The organism is Robertmurraya mesotrionivorans (assembly GCF_050971805.1).
Classification (GTDB): Bacteria; Bacillota; Bacilli; order Bacillales; family Cytobacillaceae; genus Robertmurraya_A.
In genome coordinates, this window is sequence record NZ_JBPCCH010000008.1 from 26,713 (window position 1) to 49,330 (window position 22,618).

General features: G+C 42.6%; 13 protein-coding genes. 5 read left to right on the top strand and 8 right to left on the bottom strand.

Annotation, left to right across the window (positions count from 1 at the left end; translation table 11 throughout):
• The first annotated feature begins 10 nt into the window (after window positions 1-10).
• From ACRX5O_RS13990 to ACRX5O_RS14005, 4 genes are all read left to right on the top strand, one after another.
• Window positions 11-625 carry a PH domain-containing protein gene (locus ACRX5O_RS13990; RefSeq protein ID WP_433906516.1) on the top strand — a complete coding sequence of 205 codons (615 nt, stop codon included), beginning with the start codon at window positions 11-13 and terminating at the stop codon, window positions 623-625.
• A gap of 182 nt (window positions 626-807) precedes the next feature.
• Window positions 808-1,290, top strand: coding sequence for an RNA polymerase sigma factor (locus tag ACRX5O_RS13995; RefSeq protein WP_433906517.1), 483 nt, complete (start codon window positions 808-810; stop codon window positions 1,288-1,290).
• Between the two features lie 2 nt (window positions 1,291-1,292).
• Window positions 1,293-2,750: a zf-HC2 domain-containing protein gene (locus ACRX5O_RS14000; protein ID WP_433906518.1), complete on the top strand. Its 1,458-nt coding sequence runs from the start codon at window positions 1,293-1,295 to the stop codon at window positions 2,748-2,750.
• 111 nt (window positions 2,751-2,861) lie between these two features.
• Complete coding sequence (locus ACRX5O_RS14005) at window positions 2,862-3,473, top strand: hypothetical protein (protein WP_433906519.1); 612 nt, start codon at window positions 2,862-2,864, stop codon at window positions 3,471-3,473.
• Window positions 3,474-3,611: 138 nt separating this feature from the next.
• Here the strand turns inward: ACRX5O_RS14005 and pulA are convergent, their stop codons facing one another.
• Window positions 3,612-10,049, bottom strand: a complete 6,438-nt coding sequence (pulA, locus tag ACRX5O_RS14010; protein ID WP_433906520.1) for a type I pullulanase — start codon at window positions 10,047-10,049, stop codon at window positions 3,612-3,614.
• Window positions 10,050-10,748: 699 nt separating this feature from the next.
• Between pulA and celB the strand changes: the two genes are divergently transcribed.
• Window positions 10,749-12,092 (top strand): PTS cellobiose transporter subunit IIC, encoded by a 1,344-nt coding sequence (celB, locus tag ACRX5O_RS14015; protein WP_433906521.1) that lies wholly within the window; start codon window positions 10,749-10,751, stop codon window positions 12,090-12,092.
• A 238-nt stretch (window positions 12,093-12,330) separates the two neighbouring features.
• On the opposite strand, the gene ACRX5O_RS14020 is transcribed toward celB, so the two are convergent.
• The 7 genes from ACRX5O_RS14020 to ACRX5O_RS14050 all read right to left on the bottom strand — a co-directional run bounded on the left by ACRX5O_RS14020 (window position 12,331) and on the right by ACRX5O_RS14050 (window position 22,523).
• Window positions 12,331-12,915: a transposase gene (locus ACRX5O_RS14020; RefSeq protein WP_433906522.1), complete on the bottom strand. Its 585-nt coding sequence runs from the start codon at window positions 12,913-12,915 to the stop codon at window positions 12,331-12,333.
• Window positions 12,916-13,191: 276 nt separating this feature from the next.
• Window positions 13,192-14,883: a glycoside hydrolase family 13 protein gene (locus ACRX5O_RS14025; protein ID WP_433906523.1), complete on the bottom strand. Its 1,692-nt coding sequence runs from the start codon at window positions 14,881-14,883 to the stop codon at window positions 13,192-13,194.
• A gap of 20 nt (window positions 14,884-14,903) precedes the next feature.
• On the bottom strand, window positions 14,904-15,872 hold the full coding sequence (locus ACRX5O_RS14030) for a sugar phosphate isomerase/epimerase family protein (protein ID WP_433906524.1): 969 nt from the start codon (window positions 15,870-15,872) through the stop codon (window positions 14,904-14,906).
• On the bottom strand, window positions 15,869-16,897 hold the full coding sequence (locus tag ACRX5O_RS14035; RefSeq protein ID WP_433906525.1) for a Gfo/Idh/MocA family protein: 1,029 nt from the start codon (window positions 16,895-16,897) through the stop codon (window positions 15,869-15,871). Before ACRX5O_RS14035 ends, ACRX5O_RS14030 begins: the two co-directional genes overlap by 4 nt.
• Window positions 16,897-17,928 carry a Gfo/Idh/MocA family protein gene (locus ACRX5O_RS14040; protein WP_433906526.1) on the bottom strand — a complete coding sequence of 344 codons (1,032 nt, stop codon included), beginning with the start codon at window positions 17,926-17,928 and terminating at the stop codon, window positions 16,897-16,899. Before ACRX5O_RS14040 ends, ACRX5O_RS14035 begins: the two co-directional genes overlap by 1 nt.
• 1 nt (window position 17,929) lies before the next feature.
• Entirely contained in the window at window positions 17,930-18,655 is a 726-nt protein-coding gene (locus tag ACRX5O_RS14045; protein WP_119710205.1) for a ThuA domain-containing protein, read from the bottom strand.
• A 655-nt stretch (window positions 18,656-19,310) separates the two neighbouring features.
• Complete coding sequence (locus ACRX5O_RS14050; RefSeq protein WP_433906647.1) at window positions 19,311-22,523, bottom strand: glucosaminidase domain-containing protein; 3,213 nt, start codon at window positions 22,521-22,523, stop codon at window positions 19,311-19,313.
• Window positions 22,524-22,618 lie beyond the last annotated feature (95 nt).

Consider the following 22,618-nt stretch of genomic DNA (forward strand, 5'->3'; position numbering starts at 1 on the left):
GATGATGGAGTTGTTTAAAAAAATTGCTGCTGATGCTTTAGGGTTATCGGATATTGGGAAAATTATTGAACCACGAGACTTTGATAAGACTGACGCTGACGATTATGTGATGCATGAAGACAATGAAAAAATTTACTTTTTAATTAAAACAAAGGCAGATGAATATTGCTTTACGAATTTGGCATTGATTCATGTGGATGGACAAAGTGCTGCGTCCTCTAAACGTACTCTGTATCGTTATCCATATTCACAGCATAAGATTTCAAATGTAACATTGGAAACGGCCGGAAAGCTTGACATGGATGTGGAGATTAAATTCCGTTTGGGGGATGTTCAATTTGATATTGATGTTCAAAAGGATCAAATTGAGAAGCTGAAGGATCTGTATAAGGCCTTGCTACGAATCTCTGAGACTACTTATGAAAATTCAGTTGTGACTAGTCTGGCGAACGAAAGCCTGGAGAAAGCTGTTGCTATTCTTCAAAACTCTCGCACAGAGGAATTAAAGCTCTCTGAACAATATAAAGAACTAACTGAGTTTGGATTCAACTGGCTAACGTCTATTCGTGAGCAGTACCATGAAAAAGACTTTGGTGATGTGTTTGAGAAGTATATTAATAATTAAAATCATGTAATATTACAATGTAACAAATTGCTTGCAACCACACTTTTGTGTGGTTCTTTTTTATATTTAAATTTTTAAAACTAACTTATTTCTAATTGTATCCGAAATAAAAGAAAGATTATTAAATTTTTTGTAACCTTTTCCTTTTTCGTTTGTCATTACCATTGGGAGGAGAGAGAACCATGACAGATCCGCTTGAAGAGATGTATCAAGCATACAAAGAACCCATTTTCCGCTACCTTCACAATATGTGTCGGAGTCGCTCCATTGCTGAAGAACTAACACACGATACATTCATTAAGGCTTTCAAGGGATATGGACGGTTTCGTGGTGAGTCCTCCCTTAAAACATGGCTTTTTAAGATTGCTAGAAATACATATATAAATGAAGCTATGAAATTATCAAGACAGAATGAGATGCCCTATTCAGAGTGTGAACCTCAAGCAAGTGGTACAACTCATAATATGGACGTAGGAATAATCGTTAGGCAAACATTTCAGAGACTTACTGAAAAAGAACGATCTCTATTGGCTCTTAGAGAACAAGGTTTTTTCATAAGTGAAATGGCTGATATCTTAAATCAAACTGAAGGGAACATCAAGGTAGGAATCTATCGTGCGAAAAAGAAGTTCAAGGAATATTATCTGGAAGGCGAGGAGGAATGACGATGAAATTTGATTGTAGTCTTGTAGAGGATTTGTATCCGTTATATGAAGTAAATGAGTTAAAGCAGGAGAACCGTCGTGCAATAGAAGAACATTTAAGTTATTGCAGTAACTGCAATAACTTGTATCAAGAAGGAATGGGGTTTTCTGAGTTATCTCCTTTCTACGAAGAAAATGAAGAAACACCAAGTAAGGATTTGGATGACCGCATTCGGTTAAGTTTTCGATTACGACGAATGAAATTAGTTGCCGGTCTTCTTGCAGCGGTCATTATTGTGACTGGTATTAACCAGTATGCTGCTAACCGAGAGAAAATAGCTACATTAATGAACGGGATGTATGTATACAGTGAATCACTAAATATAATCGCTAAAAATCCATACGAGATCGACACGAACAGAGAGCTTCTTTCTTATCAAATGGACGATATCATTGATTTAGGTAACGAATTGGGTTGGTTAGAACGCATCCGATTTTCGGATAGTTCCTACCATTTTATTGTGAATACTCAGGCGTTAGATGAAATGGCCGCAAACCTTAGGGAGCGAAAAAACCAGGGACTAGAGGATGAAACAGACCGTGGTGCAGTTGAACTCTTACAAAAGTATACAAATACTCTTTTTGAACATGTCCAAGAGGAATATACGGATTTTCACCATGGCTATAGTTCCTATTTTGAAATATTGGATGTTGAAGGAATTGCTACCCCAATTAGCCAGATAGAAGAACTAGCTTATTTTTATAATAAATACCACAAGCTTCCTTCTGAGATGGAGCTGTTAAATGAGAAAGAACTAAAGGAGATCATAACATCAGCATTCAATGCCCACGATAGCAAAATTAAGTTGGAGAGAAATCTAAATGAGAATGAAAGTGATTATAATTTTAACCTAGAGGATGGAAAGACTGAAATAAGTGGAGTAATTAACGGATATTCAGGGGCTATTTCTTTTGCAACAAATAACACAAATCAATTAATTGATCAAAAGCCAAAGAGTACCGAAGAATTAATAGAAAAGGCTAATAAAATGCTTAAGTCTATATATGGGGAAACTTCCAATTTTGATATAAAGCCTGTAAATGACGGTCAGTCACCTAATAACCAATTTTGGTTCACTCCTATTGCAGGAGAATATAAAATGTATTTTCCCATATCAAATCCATTTGTGATTGAATTTGATGCAGAGACAGGTCAATTTTTCATGTTATCAGCAAAGACATCCTTATTGACGAAAGAATTTTTCACAAAGAGTTATGAGGAAAAGCTTTCTCAAGAAGATATTGAAAACAAGGCTGAACAGATTTCAGGTAAAAAAGGAAAACAGATGGAAAAAGGCATCATATATTCGGCCGTAACTGCCGATTACGTTCTTGTCTATGTATTTGAAGGGAAAGAAAATTGGATTTATATTAATGCAGAGACTGGCGTTGTTGAAAGGCCTTATTTACCTATCTATTAATATGACTATAGTTTTTGCAGAAAATTGTCGAACCTTTATTACGTACATCTTGTCCCAAATAAAGTACAATTGAATACAGGTTTAGGTTTCCAAAATCTGGAGGTGCACTCATTGAAAAAGTTTAAAGTCTTACTATTTACAATTTTATTCATGTTAATAGCTGTACCAGCAATGGCTCAAAGTAATTCTCCTGTACAAAAGGCTTCAATTAACGGTGCAATGTTTTACGGTGGAGATGGGACAACCGACACCTTCGTAAATCTTGCTACTGACTATGAAAACAAGGACCAATATATTTTATATTTGGAAAAATACAATTTTCAAACAGATGAATATTATTATGGTCAAGCTATAATTCCAAAATCCAGTGTTGTTTTTGACACTAAAAAAGGTACAGTTTCGGTAAGCAATACAGTAACTCTAAATAAAGTGGAATGGGTATATGATAAGAAAACTAAAGCTGAATACCCAGTTGAAACTCCTGTAGGTGATGAATCTATCAATCTTACATGGTCATTTAACTCTGGAGATTATTCCTACCATAAAACGGTTGATAAAAACATTGAGATAGGATTCGATGAATATCTACAGCTTGCAAGAGCCACGTATAAAGACTACTACAATGTTACAGTTTCTGGTAAAATCGGTGCCATTGAAACTGTTGACTTTGATTACAACGGTGGATCTGTTTTCACGGGAACTTCCTTTGTAATAATTAAATAAAAATAAATTTGTTTTCTTATATAAACCTAAACCCTATTTAAGCAAATACATAAAAGGTTGGATGTTTTTAAAGACTGACCTTTTACTTTTTATCTAATAAAATAGGAATCTCTCAACGAGAGATTCCTATTTTACATTTTATTTATCAGATTTCCCCGGTTTCTCTGGTTTCCCAGGATTCTCCGGTCTACCCGTCGATGTTGACTTAGCTAAAATAAACGTTCCACCGTTATTGCGAGATGCAAGTTTCACAGTCACCTTCTTCTTACCATTAACTGTGTAGCTCACACCACTATACTCATCCACAAGCACCGAGCCTGGCTCAAAGTCCACCGCAAACGTAACCTTCTGCGCCTCTGTGGCTGTGTTTAATCCAACATACACTTTCTTTCCAAGGTACTCACGCTTCGTAATGGAGTACTTCTCTTCATTTCCACCATCCACCATCATACGTGTACCCTTCGAGAAAATCTTCGAGTAATCGCCACGAATGTTTAATAGCTTCGCATAGTGGTCGTGTAGCTTCACTGTGGTTTCGTCTCCGCTTTCAAGCTTTTCCCATGGCATAGAATCACGGTTTTGGCCGAACGCTGATACGACACCATTGCTAGATTCCCAGCTTGATTTGCCTGAGTTGCCTAGCTCTTCTCCGTAGTAAATCACTGGCTGACCTTTGGACGTAATTTGAAGGGCGGCAGCCACCATCAGCTTACCAACATCGCCTCCCACATACTCGGACAAGAATCCATCCTGGTCATGTGAGCTTAAGAATTGTCCGAGCGTTGCTGTGTTATCGATGCGAGCGTCGCGTTCTACTAAATATGACTCCACCCCGCTAATATCACCATTCACAAAGTTCTTCGCTTTTTCTTTAAAATCAAAGTCAAGCAACGAGTCCATTTGACCGGAACGCAGATAGCCACCGTCATTGGTGACGTTTGCTCCCCAATACTCACCGATCATTTTGAAGCTCGGGCTGACTTCGGTTAGTGCGTTTTTGAACGCCATCCACGTCGTTTCTTCCACGTGCTTCACAGTATCCACACGGAAGTAGTCAATCGTTTCTCCGCTATCCGTTCTTGCTTTTTCTAACCAAGCGGTTTGCCATTCAATGATTTTTGCACGAACGGCAGGGTCTTCGGTTCTGAGGTCCGGAAGTCCGTCTAGCTCACCGCGAACGGTTGGGTCTTCCATGTCGGTACGAAGCATATCCTTTAACACCGCTTGCTCTTCAGCCGTTGGTATGCCTGCTTCGCCCTGCCAGTTCGGTTCAATCCCGTCCATTCCGTAACCCGCATGGTTCAATACAACATCGACCATGATTTTGATGCCTTTGTCATGAGCTTTTTCAATAAGCTCTTTGAACGTTTCCATGTCTCCAAGGCTTTCATCTAAAGACGTGAAGTCCTTCGCCCAGTAGCCATGGTACGCGTATTGCTTGGCTTCTAAGCCAGGGCTCGTATTAAAATCGACACCTTTATTAAAGTCGATATTATCCACAATTGGCGAGATCCAAATCGTGTTGATTCCGAGATTATCCAAGTAATCGAGGTTATTAATGATTCCTCGGAAGTCCCCACCATGGTACGCTTCACTGTGGCCTGGATCATATCCAATTGGATTGTTGCTTGTGTCTCCATCCTTGAAACGATCTGTGAGCATGAAATAAATTCGTGCTTCATCCCAATCAAAGTCAAGATCTCCTTGGTACGTGCGTGGTGCAACTTCCACCGGTATCGTTTGATTGTGTCGGTTTCCAAATTCGTCCACTGCTGTTACCGTCAGGTTCTTGATTCCTGCGGCAACAGAATCCTTTACTCCGATTGTGACCGCTTGAAGCTGCGGGTCAATCATGAGCTTGGATTTTCCACCAAGTGGCGTCAAATCGACGTACATTTCTTTAAAATTGACCGCTTCTTCTGTTGTCACATGGATCTTTAATACGGCATTCTCGTTATACGTAATTTTCCCTGGCGACACTTGACCTTCTATGGTCACCTTTGGCACGGTATACACAATGACCGATTTGCCATCAACCGTATTTTTCGGGTCAGTCACCTCGTTTGTTTCTCCATCCTTTGTGACAAGGAAACTGTACTCGTACGTGCCTGGGTCGAGATTTTGTAATGTGTAGTAGAAGTACTCATTCTTCTCGTCATACGTCATCGCGTATTCTTGAGCTCCCACCTTTACCTTCACGCCCTCAATCGTGTGCATCGCGTCGTTTTGATACAACTCTTCATCACGATAGTAGAACGTCACATTTCCATCTTCTAACACTGGTCCTTTGACTGCTGGTACAACGGTTTGACCTGCCACACCTGTGACCACCGTTACCTTTGTAATCACTTCATCGCGGTCAATTTTCACGACATGGTCGTCACTGTCCGGTGAAATTTTCGCTGTTGCCCAGTCCGTTCCTTTTCGGATTAAGAAGCCTATGGATTCGGTTGTTGGTGCGATTTCAATATTCGCAATCGCTGTGTCGCCATTGATTTCCGTAAAGTCGATTTGGTCGTTCTTCACGCCTGTATTCCATACCCAGATATTCCAGTCCGTGAAGTCTTTATCTGGTCTTACGTATTTCACGCGAACATAGCGTTTCACGTTTTTCTTTACGGTTAATGCAAGTATGGCTTCTGCGTCACCTGCTTTTGCTTTGATCGTTGCGGTTCCTGGCTTTAAGCCCGATACTTTGCCCGTTCCGTCCACGATCGCAATGCTTTCATCAGATGATGTCCATGTGACCTTTGAGCCAAGCATTTCTTGGTTGAATTGGTCACGAACTAGTGCAGATAGCTGAGCGGTGTACGTTTCATAGACGGAGTTATCTCCAGAAATCGTGATCGTCTTTGGTACGAGCGTTGCTACCGTTACTTCAATTTCCGCCTTCACATCACCAACTGCGGCAACAATCGTTGCTGACCCATTTTTCACAGCAGAAACTTTCCCGCCATCCACTGTTGCTACTTCTGGATTGGAGGACGTCCATTTGATGTTCTGGTCGAGCATGATGCGGCCTTTTTGGTCCTTCACGTAAGCCGTAATTGTTTTCGTTGTACCTGGGTTGATCGCAAAGCTCGTTGTGCTCGTTTCGATGCTTGTGACCGCTGGTGTGTATTCACCTTCCTCCTCATCGTACAGCACCATCATTGATAATGGAGCGACCGTTGCTTGAGCACCTGTAATTGTGCGAAGCGTTTCTACACCCGCTGCTTGGTCGTCGACTACCACATTCCATGACGCGCTGGATGGGAGGCTAACTTCCTTCGCTGCATTGTTCGCATTGTAAATGACGACGATGTTTTTCCATGAATCATTGTTCGCATAGTTTTTCAACTGGAACGCGACAATATTGTCGTCGGTTTTGTATACTTGAAGATTTTGCTCAATCGCTGCTTTTGTGTTCATTTTAAACGCTGGGTGAGCTTTACGCAGCTCTATCAAGCCTTGGTAATAATCGAACACTGGCTTGTATTGGTCCTTCAGCTCCCAACGAATCTGGTTGATGCTGTCTGGACTCTTATAGCTATTGTGGTTACCGTATTTACTTCTCAGCATTTCTTCCCCTGCATGGATAAAAGGAATCCCTTGTGATGTAAGCACGATGCCGTTTGCTAGTAGGCTGCGTTTGACCCATTCGTTTTGAAGCGCATTGTCCTCTGTGATGATCGCATGCGGATCCGTTGTGATATCCTGGTGCGCGACCTTCATCATTTTATCCCACAGATTCAAATTGTCATGAGCCGTCACGTAGTTGATGCTTTCAGATGGACGGTTCGTAAAGTCGGTGATCGAACCGATGACACCTTTTGCAATGTCTGCTTCCTTCCCGGTTGCGCCTGTTGCGAAACCAGTGGATGCGTCATCGCTTCCGCCCTTAATCGCGCCACGGATATTGTCGTTAAATACCGCGTAGCCTTGGTCTTTTTGCGTTCCTTTGAAGTTTTGAAGAGACGCATCTAAGCTTGTTGATCCACCTGTCCATGGCTCGCCATAAATCAGAATGCTCGGATCAACCTCTTCTTTCAGCTCCTTCGTTAACTCGCTCATCGTTTGACGGTCGATTAGTCCCATCAAGTCAAAGCGGAAGCCGTCCACTCCGTATTCGGTTGCCCAATACTTCACGGAGTCCTTGATATACTTACGAACCATCGGTCTTTCGGACGCGACTTCGTTTCCTGTGCCCGATCCGTTTGTAATTTTCCCCGCATCGTCCGTACGGTAGTAGTAACCCGGAACGATTTTATCAAACGGTGAACCGCCAGAAAGCTGGGTCACTTCAGGAATATACGTGTGGTTGTACACCACGTCCATCACGACACGAATGCCTTTGTCGTGCATCGCTTGAACCATTTCCTTGAACTCGGTCACGCGTGAAGTTGGATCGGCTGGGTCGGTTGCGTACGATCCTTCTGGTACGTTGAAGTGGATCGGGTCATAACCCCAGTTGAATTTTGGATCAGTTGAAGATGGATCATTGACCGTTCGTTCGTTCACGGAACCGAAGTCATAGACCGGTAGCAAGTGAACGTGAGTCACTCCCAATTCCTTCAGTGAGTCTAAGCCAGTCTTGACGCCATTTGGCCCCGTGGTGTTCGACTCGGTGAATGCCTTGTACTTCCCTTTATTGGTCATACCTGAATTTTCATCTATGGAAAAATCGCGCACGTGCAGCTCGTATAGAATCGCATCGGTTGGCGACACAAACGCTGGTTTTGCTTCAGGATTAAAACCGGTTGGATTCGTATCATCCAAGTTGATAATCGCTGTCCGTTGACCGTTCGGCGAAGTGGATCGGGCATACGGGTCAACCGCATAGTTGGTCATTCCGTCAGCAAACTCGACTTTGTACATATAATATTTTCCGTTTTGATCACCGTTTAGGGTGAGGGACCACACGCCGTTTGCAGCACGAGTCATGGCCATTTCGGTGCCGTTTGTGTTATCGGTGACGAACGCCCCTTCGTAAGTGCCTTGGTCACCGTAGATGGCAACGCTTACTTTTTGAGCCGTTGGTGCCCAAAGTTTGAACGTTGTTTGTGATGGTGAGTACGTGTACCCTAGATCTTTTCCATCATAATAAAATTGGTCATCGTTAAGGACGTTACGCATTGTTACTTTTGCTGGTTGGTAACCGGTTGCGTTCACTTGGTAAAGCTTTCGCACGTCAATTTGTGAAGGGTCTGTGATCGTTACCTTCACTTTTGTGTCGCTAAGCTTTGTTGTGGTGGTTGGAATTTCTTTGTTGGCTTCAACATCTGTTAGTGTGAACGTTGTGTCGTCGGCCAGCTTTTTGTTAACAGAAACGGTGATGCTGTTTTTTGCATCCATTAATGCCGCTTGAACAGCCGCCGTTAAGTCTGGCTTGGTGTAGCTCACTTCGGTTTGGTCTTGAGTGAGCCAAACTTCAACAGAGTCACCCTCTTTGATTTCGATTTTTCGGGTAACATCCTGTGTCGTCCAGTTTCCTGGTCGGGTGATGATGTTGATGGAGCTTGAGGAGAATTCGTATGTTGCTTGAGCAAATCCGTCTTGTGTTGTGGTGAATGGATATGCCGCTCCGTCTTTGCCATCCTCCCAAATCCACATATCCCAATTATTTTGGGCACCGTCAAAACGGTAGTAATTGATGGTATAAGAATAAGTAGTGCTTAGGATTTGAATTGTTTTTTCTGCCGTTTTTCCGTCGAGTGATGCTTGGACGGTAATGCTGTCGTTCGGTTGAACGGAGTACGTGTCAGCGATCGTTAAGCTGTTGTTAGATAACGTGATTCCGTCTCTACCATCCTTCAGGATCCATTGTGGAGTCACATCAGACTGTTCTCCCTTTTCGTTAAGTGCTTTCGCAGAGAGAGTGACCGTTTGACCTTTTTTCGTTGTGGCTGGAGCGTTGATAATTAGGCCTGGTGCATGAACGACGGAGTTTCCGTTCGCTTGGGTCGGGTTGCTTGGGTCGGTAATCCAGTTACTTTCACCTAGAATAAATTTGTACTCGTATGTTCCTGGAGCTAGCTCTGTAGTGAGTTGCCACACACCTTCAGCGTTTTTCGTCATTTCTTTTGCGCCATCAGCCCAGCTCGTAAAGCTGCCTGCCACACGCACGCGGTCAGCCTCACCTAAGTACTGGAAAGTGACCGTGCCATCATCGTTGATGACCGGGCTTGTTGCTGTCGCTGGTGGCGGACCGATACGGAATGTCGAATTATCCCCCGCTTTCGGGTTTGTGTTCAATGGATCCGCTGTACTTTGATCCCAGCTTTTGTTGTTTAGTAGAAACTTATATTCATAGTTTCCTTCCGCTAGGGTTGGTAGTGTTGCGGTAAACACACCGTTTTCGAGTGTCATTGGGGTCGCTGTATCTAGCGTCCAGTTGTTGTGGGTACCAATGACATAGGCAGCTGTTTCCCCTTTGCTTACATAGTTAAAGGTAACGCTGTTGTCTTCATGGATGATCGGGCTCGCTGGAGTGGTTTCGGCATTTGCTCTTGTATACAATCCACTTCCTGAAACTAGCTGAAGTAGAAGAGCAATAACCATCACTATCGAGAACGCCCTCATGTTCTTCCTACTCAATCGCTTCTCCTCCTATTCTGTTTACGGGTGGTGCTGACTAGCTGTGAACCTTGGTGATGTTTGTTGAAAAATGTGGTACTAACTTGGTACTTTATGTAGCTTCTTGTTGCCTGGGGGTGCTGGAATTTGCGCAATCGATTGCACAAATGGTGAAAAAAGAGAAAATAGTTTAGTTGAATCCCTGTGCAACAAGTTGCGCAAGCGCTTTCACAAACTACTACCCTAATAATATCACCCCCCTAGGGTGTCTGTCACCACAAAAAGACAAAATCGTACAATTTGTCCACGAGCGGTGTCTGTCACCCTTCGTGGACAGTTTTGGTGATTTTGTCCGCGTGGAGTGGACAGTGCATTTTGACACCTTAACTACGGTATTCATCAAGGAAAACAAAAAAATACACAGTGTTTCGGGGAAGGAATAAATTACAACGGATGGTAAAAATCTCTAGATATACTTTGTTTATTTACCGCCTTTGTGTAAGCGATTACAATATTGCTTACAAGTACTTGTCAGCTTTCACCAACACCTACATACCTGAATTTCTGAATCTTCAGTTATTTAGCTATCCGGGGACATACAATTCGAACATATGAGGTAATTATTTTTCGCATCCAGAAAAACAGAAGAGTTTTCACCTATTAAATATTTTTAGATCGATCTTAGGACGTGAGTTAAAGACGAACATAGGGGGAAAGAGGATGAGTAAATTTAATAGCTTCTTAGAAACAAAAGTAATGCCTGTAGCAGGTAAATTGGCTGCCCAGCGACATCTTGGTGCACTACGAGACGGGATTATCCTAGCCATGCCACTGATTATTATTGGTTCTCTTTTCTTAATCATTGCCAACTTCCCGATTACCGCATGGACTAACTATCTAGCAGAACACCCTACCATTAAAACTAGCCTCTTATATCCATACCGCGGGACCTTCGAGATCATGGGGCTCGTCGCTACATTTGGAGTGGCATACCGTTTATCTGAAAGCTATAAGCTCGATGCCCTAGCTGGGGCGGCCATTTCACTTGCTGCTTACTTTGTTGTATCCCCTTTTACTAGCTATGTGATTGGGCAGGATCCTAATACTGGTGCAGACATCTTGGAAAATGCTTATAATACCGGACTTTTTACAAGTAAAGGCTTATTCGTTGGAATGATCATTGCTATCCTATCAACCGAAATATATCGAAAAATCACTCAAATGAATATTGTCATTAAGTTACCAGATGGAGTACCTCCTGCTGTTTCAAGATCCTTCTCTGCATTAATACCAGCGTTTGTAGCCGTTGTTGTAGCATGGGGATTACGCTTGCTTGTAGAAAACATCGGTGACTTTGGCAGTATACACAATGTTGTATCCGTCCTCTTGCAGCAGCCACTAACCAGCCTTGGCACAAGCTTGGTTGGAACAATTATTGTATTTATACTCATTCAAATGTTATGGTGCTTAGGTTTACACGGAGCAAACATCGTTAACGCAGTTATCTTACCGGTTTGGTTAACTTTGACACAAGAAAATGCGATGTCATTTGAAGCTGGCGAACCTGTAAAAAATATTGTTACAAACGAGTTTAATGATATTGTCTTTATCGGTGGATCCGGTACAACTCTCTCTTTAGTACTGGCCATGGTCTTTTTCGCCAGAAGCCAGCAGATGAAGCAGTTAGGGCGCCTTGGAATTGGGCCAGGAATCTTTAATATTAATGAACCTGTTACCTTTGGTATGCCAATCGTTCTGAATCCAATTATGATGATTCCATTTATCTTAGCTCCTGTTGCTGCGGTTATTATGACGTTTGTTTCTATGGATTTAGGATTGGTAGCAAAACCAATCGGTGTCGTAACTCCATTTACCATGCCTCCTATCCTAAACGGTTATATCATCACAGGCAGTATCTCAGGTGCCATTCTTCAATTGGCTATCATCGTTGTGTCATTCTTCATCTACTTCCCATTCTTTAAAATGTGGGACACGCAGAAGCTTGCAGAAGAGAAAGGTGCTGCTACGAATACTTCATCTACAGATAACACCGTGAATATGTAGTTTGCTGGGGGGTGTTGTGGTGACAGACACCCTAAAAAGACAAATTGGCTTATTTTGTCCACGAGCGGTGTCTGTCACCCTTTGTGGACAGTTTCACCCATTTTGTACGCGTAGAGTGGACACTTCCAATAAAAAAGGATTGGCTATCAAGTAGCCAATCCTTTTTGCATGTCATTATTAATTTACTTTAACTAATTTTTACTCAACCACCTGCCCATCAATCCCCAGCCACGCAAAACTATAAACAATCGAGGCCATACAACCGCTCCATTTCTTTTGAACCATAATTCTCTTTTTGCATTAAAAACTGAAGATAGTGTTCTTGCTTTGGTTCGGGAAAATAAGAGAGGATTTGTTCTTTTGTTAAAAGGGGATTGGGTTCATTGAACATGTAAGCGCGGTAACTGCTCCATGGGTAGGTTTCTAGGGATTTCACAAGTCCTGCAGTTAAGGGATTTCTGTGAATATAACGGCTAAGGTCTAGTTCATGTTCAGGGGAATCGATTATGTCGTGGAAATATCTCTTTTCGAATACATGCCCGGAGAAGTCATATTTGAGGTTAAAGTATCTGGCATATTTGCTGTGAAGGTACTTGATGATAGGACCAGGCGGGGTTTTCGAGGTTTCAATCTGAAGATGAATATGATTGGACATAAGGCAGTATGCGTGAATTTTGAATTCATATCTTTCCTTCGCTTCTAACATTATATTTAAGTATTTCCTTCGATCTGGAACATCATAAAACAAGGGTTCCTTCCTGATTCCTCTACTTGTGAGATGATACTTCGCACCCGGAAACCAAGTACGTGCACGTCTTGCCATGCGTGAGCCTCCTTTAATTAGAATTTTAATGAAGTGTTGAGTTTGTTGAGAAAGAGATTTGTAGCTTTTGCAAAACGGGGAAGGTGGGGTTTCTTGTATTATACTACTCTCTCAGCCACGAATAAATAGAGTCAGCAGTTTACCTCATACAAATCATAATAAGCATGGTAACCTCACTGTCCACCCCAGAAACACAAAAAGGCCAAATCTGTCCACGAAGGGTGACAGACACCCTAAAAAGACAGATTGGCCTTATTTGTCCACCGAGGGTGTCTGTCACCGTAAGTAGACTCTTGTTTCGTATGGTTGGAGGGTGAATTCTTTGCGGAGCTTCACATCTAGCACTTCATAGTTTGCCAACACAAGCTCAAAGTCTCCTAGTTTTCCACCCACACTAACTACAGAACTTCCCGGCACTCTGAATCTCGTCACGACTTCGCTAAAGTTATTCACCACAAGCGCCACCTTTTTCCCCCATTTGCGTGTATACGCAAACAGTTTCGGATGATTCGCCAGCATTAACTCATACGTACCGTACACGAACACAGGCTGGTCCTTTCTCAACCGGATCAACTGCTTATAAAAGCTCAAGATCGAATCCGGATCTCCCAGCTGTGCCTCGACATTGATATCCACATAATTCGGGTTCACCCCAAGCCATGTTAAATCTCCGCTCGTGAATCCAGCCGTTTCTGATGAAGCATTCCATTGCATCGGCGTGCGCGAGTTGTCTCGGCATTGCTTCCAGATGAGCTTCATAAGCTCCTCATGCGAGCGTCCCTTCTCACGTTCCACACGGTAATAATTCACCATACCCACATCGTTGTAATCCTCAATCGACGGGAATTGCACGTTTGTCATACCAATTTCTTGGCCTTGGTAAATGAACGGAGTTCCTTTCATCAGGAAGTACAGCGCAGCTAGCATTTTCGCGCTTTCCTTCCAGTACTCCTTGTCATTTCCCCAGCTCGACACACGGCGCGGCTGGTCGTGATTTTCGATGAAGAGCGCATTCCAGCCTCTTCCTTCCAATCCCGTCTGCCACTTCGTTAGCGCCTTTTTCAACGCGCGAACATCCACACGACTATCATCCGAGTTCTTATCCCAAAGGTCCAAAAACTCAAACTGAAAAATCATATTAAAATAGCCGCTCTCTTCTCCAACCCAGCGATCCGCGTCAGCAATCCGAACCCCGTTTGCTTCCCCGACCGTCATCACATCGTACTTTTTAAAGGTCCTTTGTGAAAAGTCAGCCAGCCACTCATCGATTCCCTCCACATTCATCATGTAAGGAAAGCAAGGAACCACATCGAGCCCTTCTGGATTCGGCATATCCGGGAAACCTGGCTTCTTTTTAATATGAGAAATGGCATCCACGCGGAACCCGTCAATCCCCTTATCGAGCCACCAGTTCACCATATTCTCCAATGACTCACGCACCTCTGGATTTTCCCAGTTTAAATCAGGCTGACGCGTCGAGAAGATATGCATGAAATACTGGTCGGTCGCCTCGTCATACTTCCAAGCCGGACCGCTAAAAATGGACTCCCAGTTATTCGGCTCCTTGCCATCCTTCCCGTCGGCCCAAATATACCAATCGCGCTTCGGATTATCCTTGCTCGAACGAGACTCAATAAACCACGGATGCTCATCGCTCGTATGGTTGATCACCAAGTCCAAAATAATCCTCATCCCACGCTCATGAACGCCAGCCAATAGCTCATCAAAATCAGCCATCGTACCAAACTCAGCCATGATGTCATGATAATCGGAAATATCATAGCCGTTATCGTCATTCGGCGATTTATACATCGGCGAAAGCCAAATCACATCAATGCCCAAATCCTTTAAATAATCTAGCTTCGAGGTTAATCCCTTTAAATCGCCAATCCCGTCTCCATTGCTATCCATGAAGCTTCTTGGATACACCTGATAAGCGACGCTTTCCTTCCACCACTTCTTGTTCACGTTCGCACCTCTATTTCTGCTTACACCCACCACATTTGTGAAACAGGCTCTTCAATTAACACTGACTTTAAATTCACAACCGCGCGAGTGAAGCCTTCTTCAATCGACATTATCGGATCTTCATGCTCAATGCTCACGACATAATCGTAGCCGTAAGTTCGTAACGCGCTCATCATATCGGACCATTCCTTCAAGCTGTGTCCACAACCCACACTGCGGAAATTCCACGCACGAGTTCTGATCTCACCGTACGGCTGCATATCGGTTAATCCATACATATTGACATTGTCTTGGTCAATATACGTATCCTTCGCATGGAAATGATGAATCGCATTTTCTTTTCCTAAAATTTTAATCGCAGCAACCGGATCAATTCCCTGCCACCATAAATGGCTTGGATCCAAATTCGCCCCAATCGCGTCACAAGTTTCCTCACGAAGCTTTAACAAAGTATATGGCGTGTGAACCAAAAATCCGCCATGTAGCTCAAGGCCAATTTTTACATTATGATCTTCCGCGAATTGCCCAACCTCACGCCAATAAGGAATCAACTTCTCTTCCCACTGCCACTTCAGCACATCGCCATACTCATTCGGCCATGGTGCCACCGGCCAGTTTGGCTGTTTCGCTTCCTCGTGATCACCAGCTGTTCCCGAGAAACAATTCACCACTGGTACGTTTAAAAGTGACGCCAACTTGATCGTCTTCAACAATGTATCATTGGACTGTTCAGCAAATACCTTATCCGGGGAAATCGGATTGCCGTGACAGCTAAATGCACTTATAATCAAGCCGCGCTCTTCCACTTTGCGAAGATACTCTGCTCTTGCTTCTTCACTTGCCAAAAGACCGTCCAGGTCACAATGGTTATTCCCTGGATAGCACCCCGTACCTATTTCGACTGCGTGTAAGCCTGCATTTTTCACCGTATCAAGCATTTCCTCAAATGACTTTTCTGCAAAAAGTACTGTAAATACACCTAGTTTCATCGTGACATTTCCTCCCTTTCACTGCTCTCATATATCTTGTCAATAATCTGTGATACTTGCAGCGCTTGCTCTGGTTTTACCACAAGCTCCGCCTCACCCAAACAAGCCGCGACAAAATTCCTTGCCTGTGGTACATCTGGTTCCTCTTCCCCTGGAATCCAATCTGCTTGCGTGTTAAAAAGCATGCCATTTTTCGTTGTGTATAGTTCAAATGGGAATACGTTTATTCCACCTTCAACGCCAGAAATGCTCACGTTCGCAACATCTTCCTTTATATTCGCAGCCCAAGACGTTTCGAATAGCATTGATGCTCCGTTCTCAAACGTCATGTAAGCCGTTACATGATCATCCACTTCAAACGTCTGATGGTCAAATTCTCCCCATTGGTTCACTTGACCCGGAACCTTACTTAATGTGTTGTACGTGCGACCCGTTACGCTTGTTTGCTTCGGATTGCCCATTAGCCAAAGAGCCAAATCAAGAAGATGACAGCCAAAATCGATTAAGCTTCCGCCACCTTGAAGATCTTTGTTTGTAAAAACACCCCAGCCAGGAACCTTTCGACGTCGCAATGCTTGAACCCGGACAACAAGTGCCTCCCCGACATCTTCCATCGACTTTTTCGCAGCAATTGCTTCCTTCATAAAACGGTAGTGATACGCGATCGCAAGTATCTTGTTTGCCTTTTTCGAAGCCTCAATCATGGCCTCACACTCTGCCGCACTTAACGCCATCGGTTTTTCGCAAAGCACATGTACGCCTGCTTCAAACGCAGCAATCGTAATTTCTGCATGGAATTTATTCGGAGTACAAATGCAAACCGCATCTACCTCTTGAAAAAGTTCTTTATAGTCCTGGAACACATGTGGGATGTTAAACTTTTCCGCTGCCTCACGAGCGCGATCACCATTCACGTCACTAACAGCCGTAATCTTGCATTTATCGCCTAAAGCAAGAAAAGCCGGGATATGGCGGGCCTGTGCAATCCCGCCAACCCCGATAATCCCGATTCGTAGCTTTTCCATTATTCTTTTACTCTCACAATCTGTTTCGTTTCACTGGACTCAAGAGCTGCCAAGATTACTCCAAGAGATTTCATTCCCTCTTCCCCGCTCACAGCCACTTCTCTATCATTTAGCACAGCATCCACAAACAGATCAATCACATGCGAGCTCGACTGGCCACCCTCGTCATTCGACTGAATTTTTCCAAGCTGGTAATTCACGACGTCACCATTCTTGTATTGAACAACTAACGAATTGGTTGGGTCGTCCTCTAAACGAAGAATTGCATTCTCTCCATAAATAATCGTTGAATTGTCTTCCTTGCTCACATACGACCAGCTCGCCGCAAGCGTTCCAATGATACCGCTTTCCGTTTTCAACACACAAACCGCTGTGTCATCGACTGTAGCAAATTCCTTCGCACTCGTCTCAACAAATGCACCCACTTCAACGATTTCTTCTCCTAATATATATCTAAGAAGGTCTGTTTTATGAACACCTAAATCGCCCATCGCACCAACGAATGCTTTGTCTTTTTGGAAAAACCAGCCTTCCTTGCCTTCCACGCTCCAGCCCTCTGGTCCACCGTGTCCGAAAGCGGTACGGAAGCTATATATCTTTCCAACTTCTCCACTTTGAATCAGTTGACGCGCTTTTTGATGGGACGCCACAAAACGTTGGTTGTGCGCGATCATCAGCTTTTTGCCGCTATTTTTCGCTGTCTCGATCATTGATTTTGCTTCCTCTTCTGAAGTCGCCATTGGCTTTTCACAAAGTACATGAACACCTGCTAGCAGTGCTGCATTGGAAATCGGTGCATGAAGATAGTTCGGCGTACACACGCTCACTGCATCCACTTCCGCGTTTCTTAAAAGTTCTACAAAGCTTGTGTACGATGGAACTCCGTACTTTTCTCCGATTTCTAGTGCTCTCTCTGCGTTATTGTCGCAAACTGCCACAAGCTCCACATTCGGATTTGCTGCATATTCTGGTAAATGGCGATGGCGTGCGATACTTCCGCAGCCAATCACACCTACTCGTAATTTTTTCATGCTAGTTTCCCCCTTTGATCGTTTCTAATGGTTTCGCGTTTCCGTATACAGGACGCTCTCTCTTCACTGGTTGTGCCCATTTGACTGCGTTTGTGATTACCTTTTGAATTTGTTCGTTATGGTAAGTCGGGTACGTTTCATGTCCTGGTCGGAAGTAGAACACTTTTCCGTTTCCGCGCGTATATGTACAGCCGCTACGGAACACTTCGCCACCCTCAAACCAGCTGGTAAAAACAAGCTCGTCTGGCTGTGGAATATCAAAATGCTCGCCGTACATTTCTTCCTGTGGTAACTCGATATATTCACCAATTCCCTCTGCGATCGGGTGACTCGGGCTCACAACCCATAGACGCTCTTTCTCATCTGCTTCACGCCACTTCAGATCACAGCTCGTTCCCATTAATGTTTTAAAGATTTTCGAAAAATGGCCAGAATGAAGCACAATTAAGCCCATTCCATCAAGAACGCGCTGCTGCACCTTTTGCACGACGGTGTCTGACACTTCGTTATGAGCAAGATGCCCCCACCAAACAAGTACATCCGTATTCGCTAACACTTCATCTGTTAACCCATGCTCCGGCTCATCAAGAGTCGCTGTCTTCGCTTCGTAACCTGCTGAAGTTAAAAACGACGCAATCGCCCCGTGAATACCCTCCGGATAAATATCCCTTACCACTGGATTCTTCTGCTCATGTCGATTCTCATTCCATACTGTTACCTTCACCACGTCAAACCACTCCTTTTACATTATCTTACTCCCTATTTTAGAGAATCACAGATTATATGAAACTGCTTACATTGACGAGTAGGGTGGAAAATATTGACCTGACCGGATGCGGGAATTAATTTTTTTTAAAATCTTGATTACTATCAAATATAAATATTCCGCTTCATGGGCACTTAGCAACCCTTTTAGTTACCACAAGTTTAGTTTTATTGTCTTCATGGGAACCTAACTGCTCTTTTGGTTACCGCTAAGCTAGTTTTTCTGCCTTCATGGGTACTCAACTGCTCTTTCAGTTTCCGCTAGACTCGGTTTCCTCCCTTCATGGGAACCTAACTGCCCTTTCAGTTTCCGCTAACCTAGTTTTTCTGCCATCATGGGTACTCAACTGCCCTTTCAGTTTCCGCTAACCTAGTTTTTCTGCCTTCATGGGTACTCAACTGCCCTTTCAGTTTCCGCTTGACTAGTTTTCCTCCCTTCATGGGTACTCAACTGCTCTTTCAGTTTCCGCTTGACTAGTTTTCCTCCCTTCATGGGAAATAGGTCTAGGTCACACTCTTTTAATGTAATGGTTTAGAGTATCTGAAGTGGACTGTTATGACTACACAAAAAAAGAGTACAACCGAAGATGGTTGTACTCCTTAGTCTCTATTCAAAATTACTTATATTTAGGAATTTCAAGATAAATACTGTATGGTTGGATCTTATAGACTTCATACATAGTGTTTACTTGTTTATAAGCCCATCCAATATCTGTAGCATACTGGTTACCTGCTGCCAGCTTAGTAGACATTAGCTCAGGATTCCAACGCATCTCATATATAGTATTTTGAACAATATTGTATGGGTTATTACCACCTAGATATTTATCACTTATAAAGGCTGCACCACCTACAATTGCTGTATACGGAGTAAACCAACCCTCATCATAGGCCCTTTTCACTCCACACTCTAGTGGACAAGAATCATATGCACCTATACCATACATGTTATAAACAATTTCCCCATTATATTCTACACCTTTTGCAAGAGTAGAAGTCCCGTTTCCTGTTTCGAGTAGGGTATGAGCCATTAAATATACTTCATTAATACCATATTTCTTGCCAGCATCGATAAATGCTTGCCCTTGATTTGCTAAAATTCCTTTTCCTGTAAGGTACGTATTTAATGTTCCTACTGACACGTCACTAGGCTTACTAAGGTTCATGAATTGGAGTCTTTGTTTTTCATCATTGATATATCCTGTTGGATCTAAATATTGCTGCACGTCAGAAGATGTTGCATTGCGCCAATTTCCAATGCTTACTGTGTACCAGCCGCTAGTATTATCTTCCACTGTAACCAATAGCAAACTACCATTACCCACAGATCCATAAATATGACTAGTACTATTCTTTTCTGCACGAATATTTAGAGTAGTAGAAGTTACTTTACCAACCCGCAAATTATTACTTGCCAGACTGCTATGAACATACAAGACTTGACCTTTATATTCAATTTTATACCATCTTGTATTTCCAGAGACACTCTCACCTATAATATTACCGTCTAACAGTATGAAGAGTGTATCTTTTCCAACAGTTGCACCGATACTACTCGTCGTATTTGGCAATGTTCTTAAATTCACACTAGTACCAGTTATTGAACCTCCAGCTGACATTTGAAGATACTGACTGCTAACATAAGCAGGCAGAGTTCTATATTTATCTGTCTGTGGCGAAACTTTCATTTGCATGTTTAAAGCATCACTTAATGTAAGATCATAGTAATTATAGGTAGTAATCACGCTAGGTTTCACAAAAGGTTTGTTTGTTGGACCAGGTGCAGCTCCACCTTTGTTCACTAAAACAATTTCTACTGCTTCTAAACGTTTTGATAATGCTTCGGTACCTGCTGATTGTCCATTTTTTGCCCAGTCCAACCAACCATAGGTTTGCGCATGAACACGATAATAAATATCGTAATGTTGAGCCATTTCACCTGTTAGGTTAATTTGAATGGCTTCTAGTCGCTTACCTTCTCCAGATGTACCAGATATCGCACCATTAGATACATAATTTAACCAGCCATAGCTTTGGACTTGGGTTTTATAAATAATATCTCCGGTGTAAGGTTTATTTTGAAGGGATATCTTAATCGCTTCCAAGCGTCTTGATTGCCCTAACGTTCCAGACGTTTTTCCATCAGAAACTGGCGCTAACCAACCAATCCCTTGCACATGAGTTGAATAACTAACAGATGGATCAACTACCAATGGTTTGTTGGTAGCCCCTGGAGCAGCCCCACCTTTTACAACTAACACAATTTGAATAGCTTCTAAGCGCTTAGAAAGACCTTGAGTACCAGCGGATTGACCGTTTTTGGCCCAGTCTAACCAACCATAGCTTTGCGCATGAACACGATAGTAAATATCATACTGTTCCGCCATTTCACCTGTTAAGCTTATTTGGATCGCTTCCATTCGCTTACCTTCACCTGATGTACCAGATAAAGCACCATTGGACACATTACTTAACCAGCCATAGCTTTGGACATAGGTTTTGTAAGTGATAGATCCAGAATAAGGAGTGTTTTGTAAAGAAATCTTAATAGCTTCCAACCTTTTTGCTTCTCCAGATGTCCCCGACGTTACTCCATTAGTAACGGGAGTTAACCAGCCATAACTTTGGACATGGGTGGAATAAGAAACAGATGGATTAATGACAAAAGGTTTATTGGTAGAACCAGGTGCAGCTCCACCCTTTGCTACTAATACGATTTCTATTGCTTCCAACCTTTTTGAAAGCGCAAGTGTACCAGCAGATTGTCCGTTTTTCGCCCAGTCCAACCAGCCATAGCTTTGAGCGTGAACACGGTAGTAGACATCGTAGTGTGTTGCCATTTCACCAGTTAAGCTTATTTGAATGGCTTCCAATCGTTTGCTTTCCCCTGATGTGCCAGAAATCGCACCATTTGATACAGCATTTAACCAGCCATAACTTTGAACATGGGTCTTGTAAGTGATATCTCCGGAATATGGAGCATTTTCCAATGAAATCTTAATAGCTTCCAAACGTTTTGCTTCTCCAGAAGTTCCTGACATCTTTCCATTTGAAACTGGATCCAACCATCCGTAACCTTGCACATGCGTAGAATAAACAACAGATGGATTCGTGACGGCTTTAACGGACACAGTCTGCTCGGATGTTGGAGTACTTTCGACCACTTCTTGACTAGTAGTTTCTGTGCTTTCTGATGATTCTTCAATAGAAGTTGAATCTTCAGCAGCAGTTGCTTCTTCAGTCGTCTTATCCTCAGTAGGAGTTTCAATTACAGCATTTAGGGAATAATATTCATCTTCGGTAATCTCAGTTTTTTGATTATTTTCTTCGGTTAAAAAATAGAATAGTCCATGATTTTTAATCAAAGTACCATATTCATCAACTGTCGTTCTCTCTTCAATGGATGTCCCATTATCATTTTTTTCAACAACATTCCATTCATCGTTCAACTCAAGAGGAGTGACTTTCTCTGCACTAAATGTATCTGAGACAGTGAACCGATAAAAAATACTTTCTTCATCTGTAATATTGAGTTCATCTAACCCCTCACTAACCGTTAAAACGGTATCAATTGCTTGATTAGTAGAATGATAGATCGTTCCGTTAACAGATGATTTGGTTTCATCAGTCCATCCAGTTAGTATCAACGTAACCTCTTCATTAATTATTACTTTTTTTTCTTCACCATTATAATGAATGAAATAGTAACTAGAACCTTCACTAAAATTGTCTGTCTTCGAGTTTTCTAATGCATAACCAATACTTATATTGGAAAGAATAGAGAGACTCACTAGTAAAGTACTAATCAGCAATATTAAGATTTTTTGCATGAACTTCAACTTTTCTTTATACCTCCTAAAAAATATTTTTCAATCACATATTATATAATCATAAAATCATATAATAGTAATTAAGCATAAAGTTA

Excerpts from the sequence above, each read along its gene's own strand:
- ACRX5O_RS13995 (WP_433906517.1), top strand. The coding sequence starts at position 808 with ATGACAGATCCGCTTGAAGAGATGTATCAAGCATACAAAGAACCCATT.
- ACRX5O_RS14000 (WP_433906518.1), top strand. The coding sequence starts at position 1,293 with ATGAAATTTGATTGTAGTCTTGTAGAGGATTTGTATCCGTTATATGAA.
- celB (WP_433906521.1), top strand. The coding sequence starts at position 10,749 with ATGAGTAAATTTAATAGCTTCTTAGAAACAAAAGTAATGCCTGTAGCA.
- ACRX5O_RS14020 (WP_433906522.1), bottom strand. The coding sequence starts at position 12,915 with ATGGCAAGACGTGCACGTACTTGGTTTCCGGGTGCGAAGTATCATCTC.
- ACRX5O_RS14030 (WP_433906524.1), bottom strand. The coding sequence starts at position 15,872 with ATGAAACTAGGTGTATTTACAGTACTTTTTGCAGAAAAGTCATTTGAG.
- ACRX5O_RS14035 (WP_433906525.1), bottom strand. The coding sequence starts at position 16,897 with ATGGAAAAGCTACGAATCGGGATTATCGGGGTTGGCGGGATTGCACAG.
- ACRX5O_RS14040 (WP_433906526.1), bottom strand. The coding sequence starts at position 17,928 with ATGAAAAAATTACGAGTAGGTGTGATTGGCTGCGGAAGTATCGCACGC.
- ACRX5O_RS14050 (WP_433906647.1), bottom strand. The coding sequence starts at position 22,523 with ATGCAAAAAATCTTAATATTGCTGATTAGTACTTTACTAGTGAGTCTC.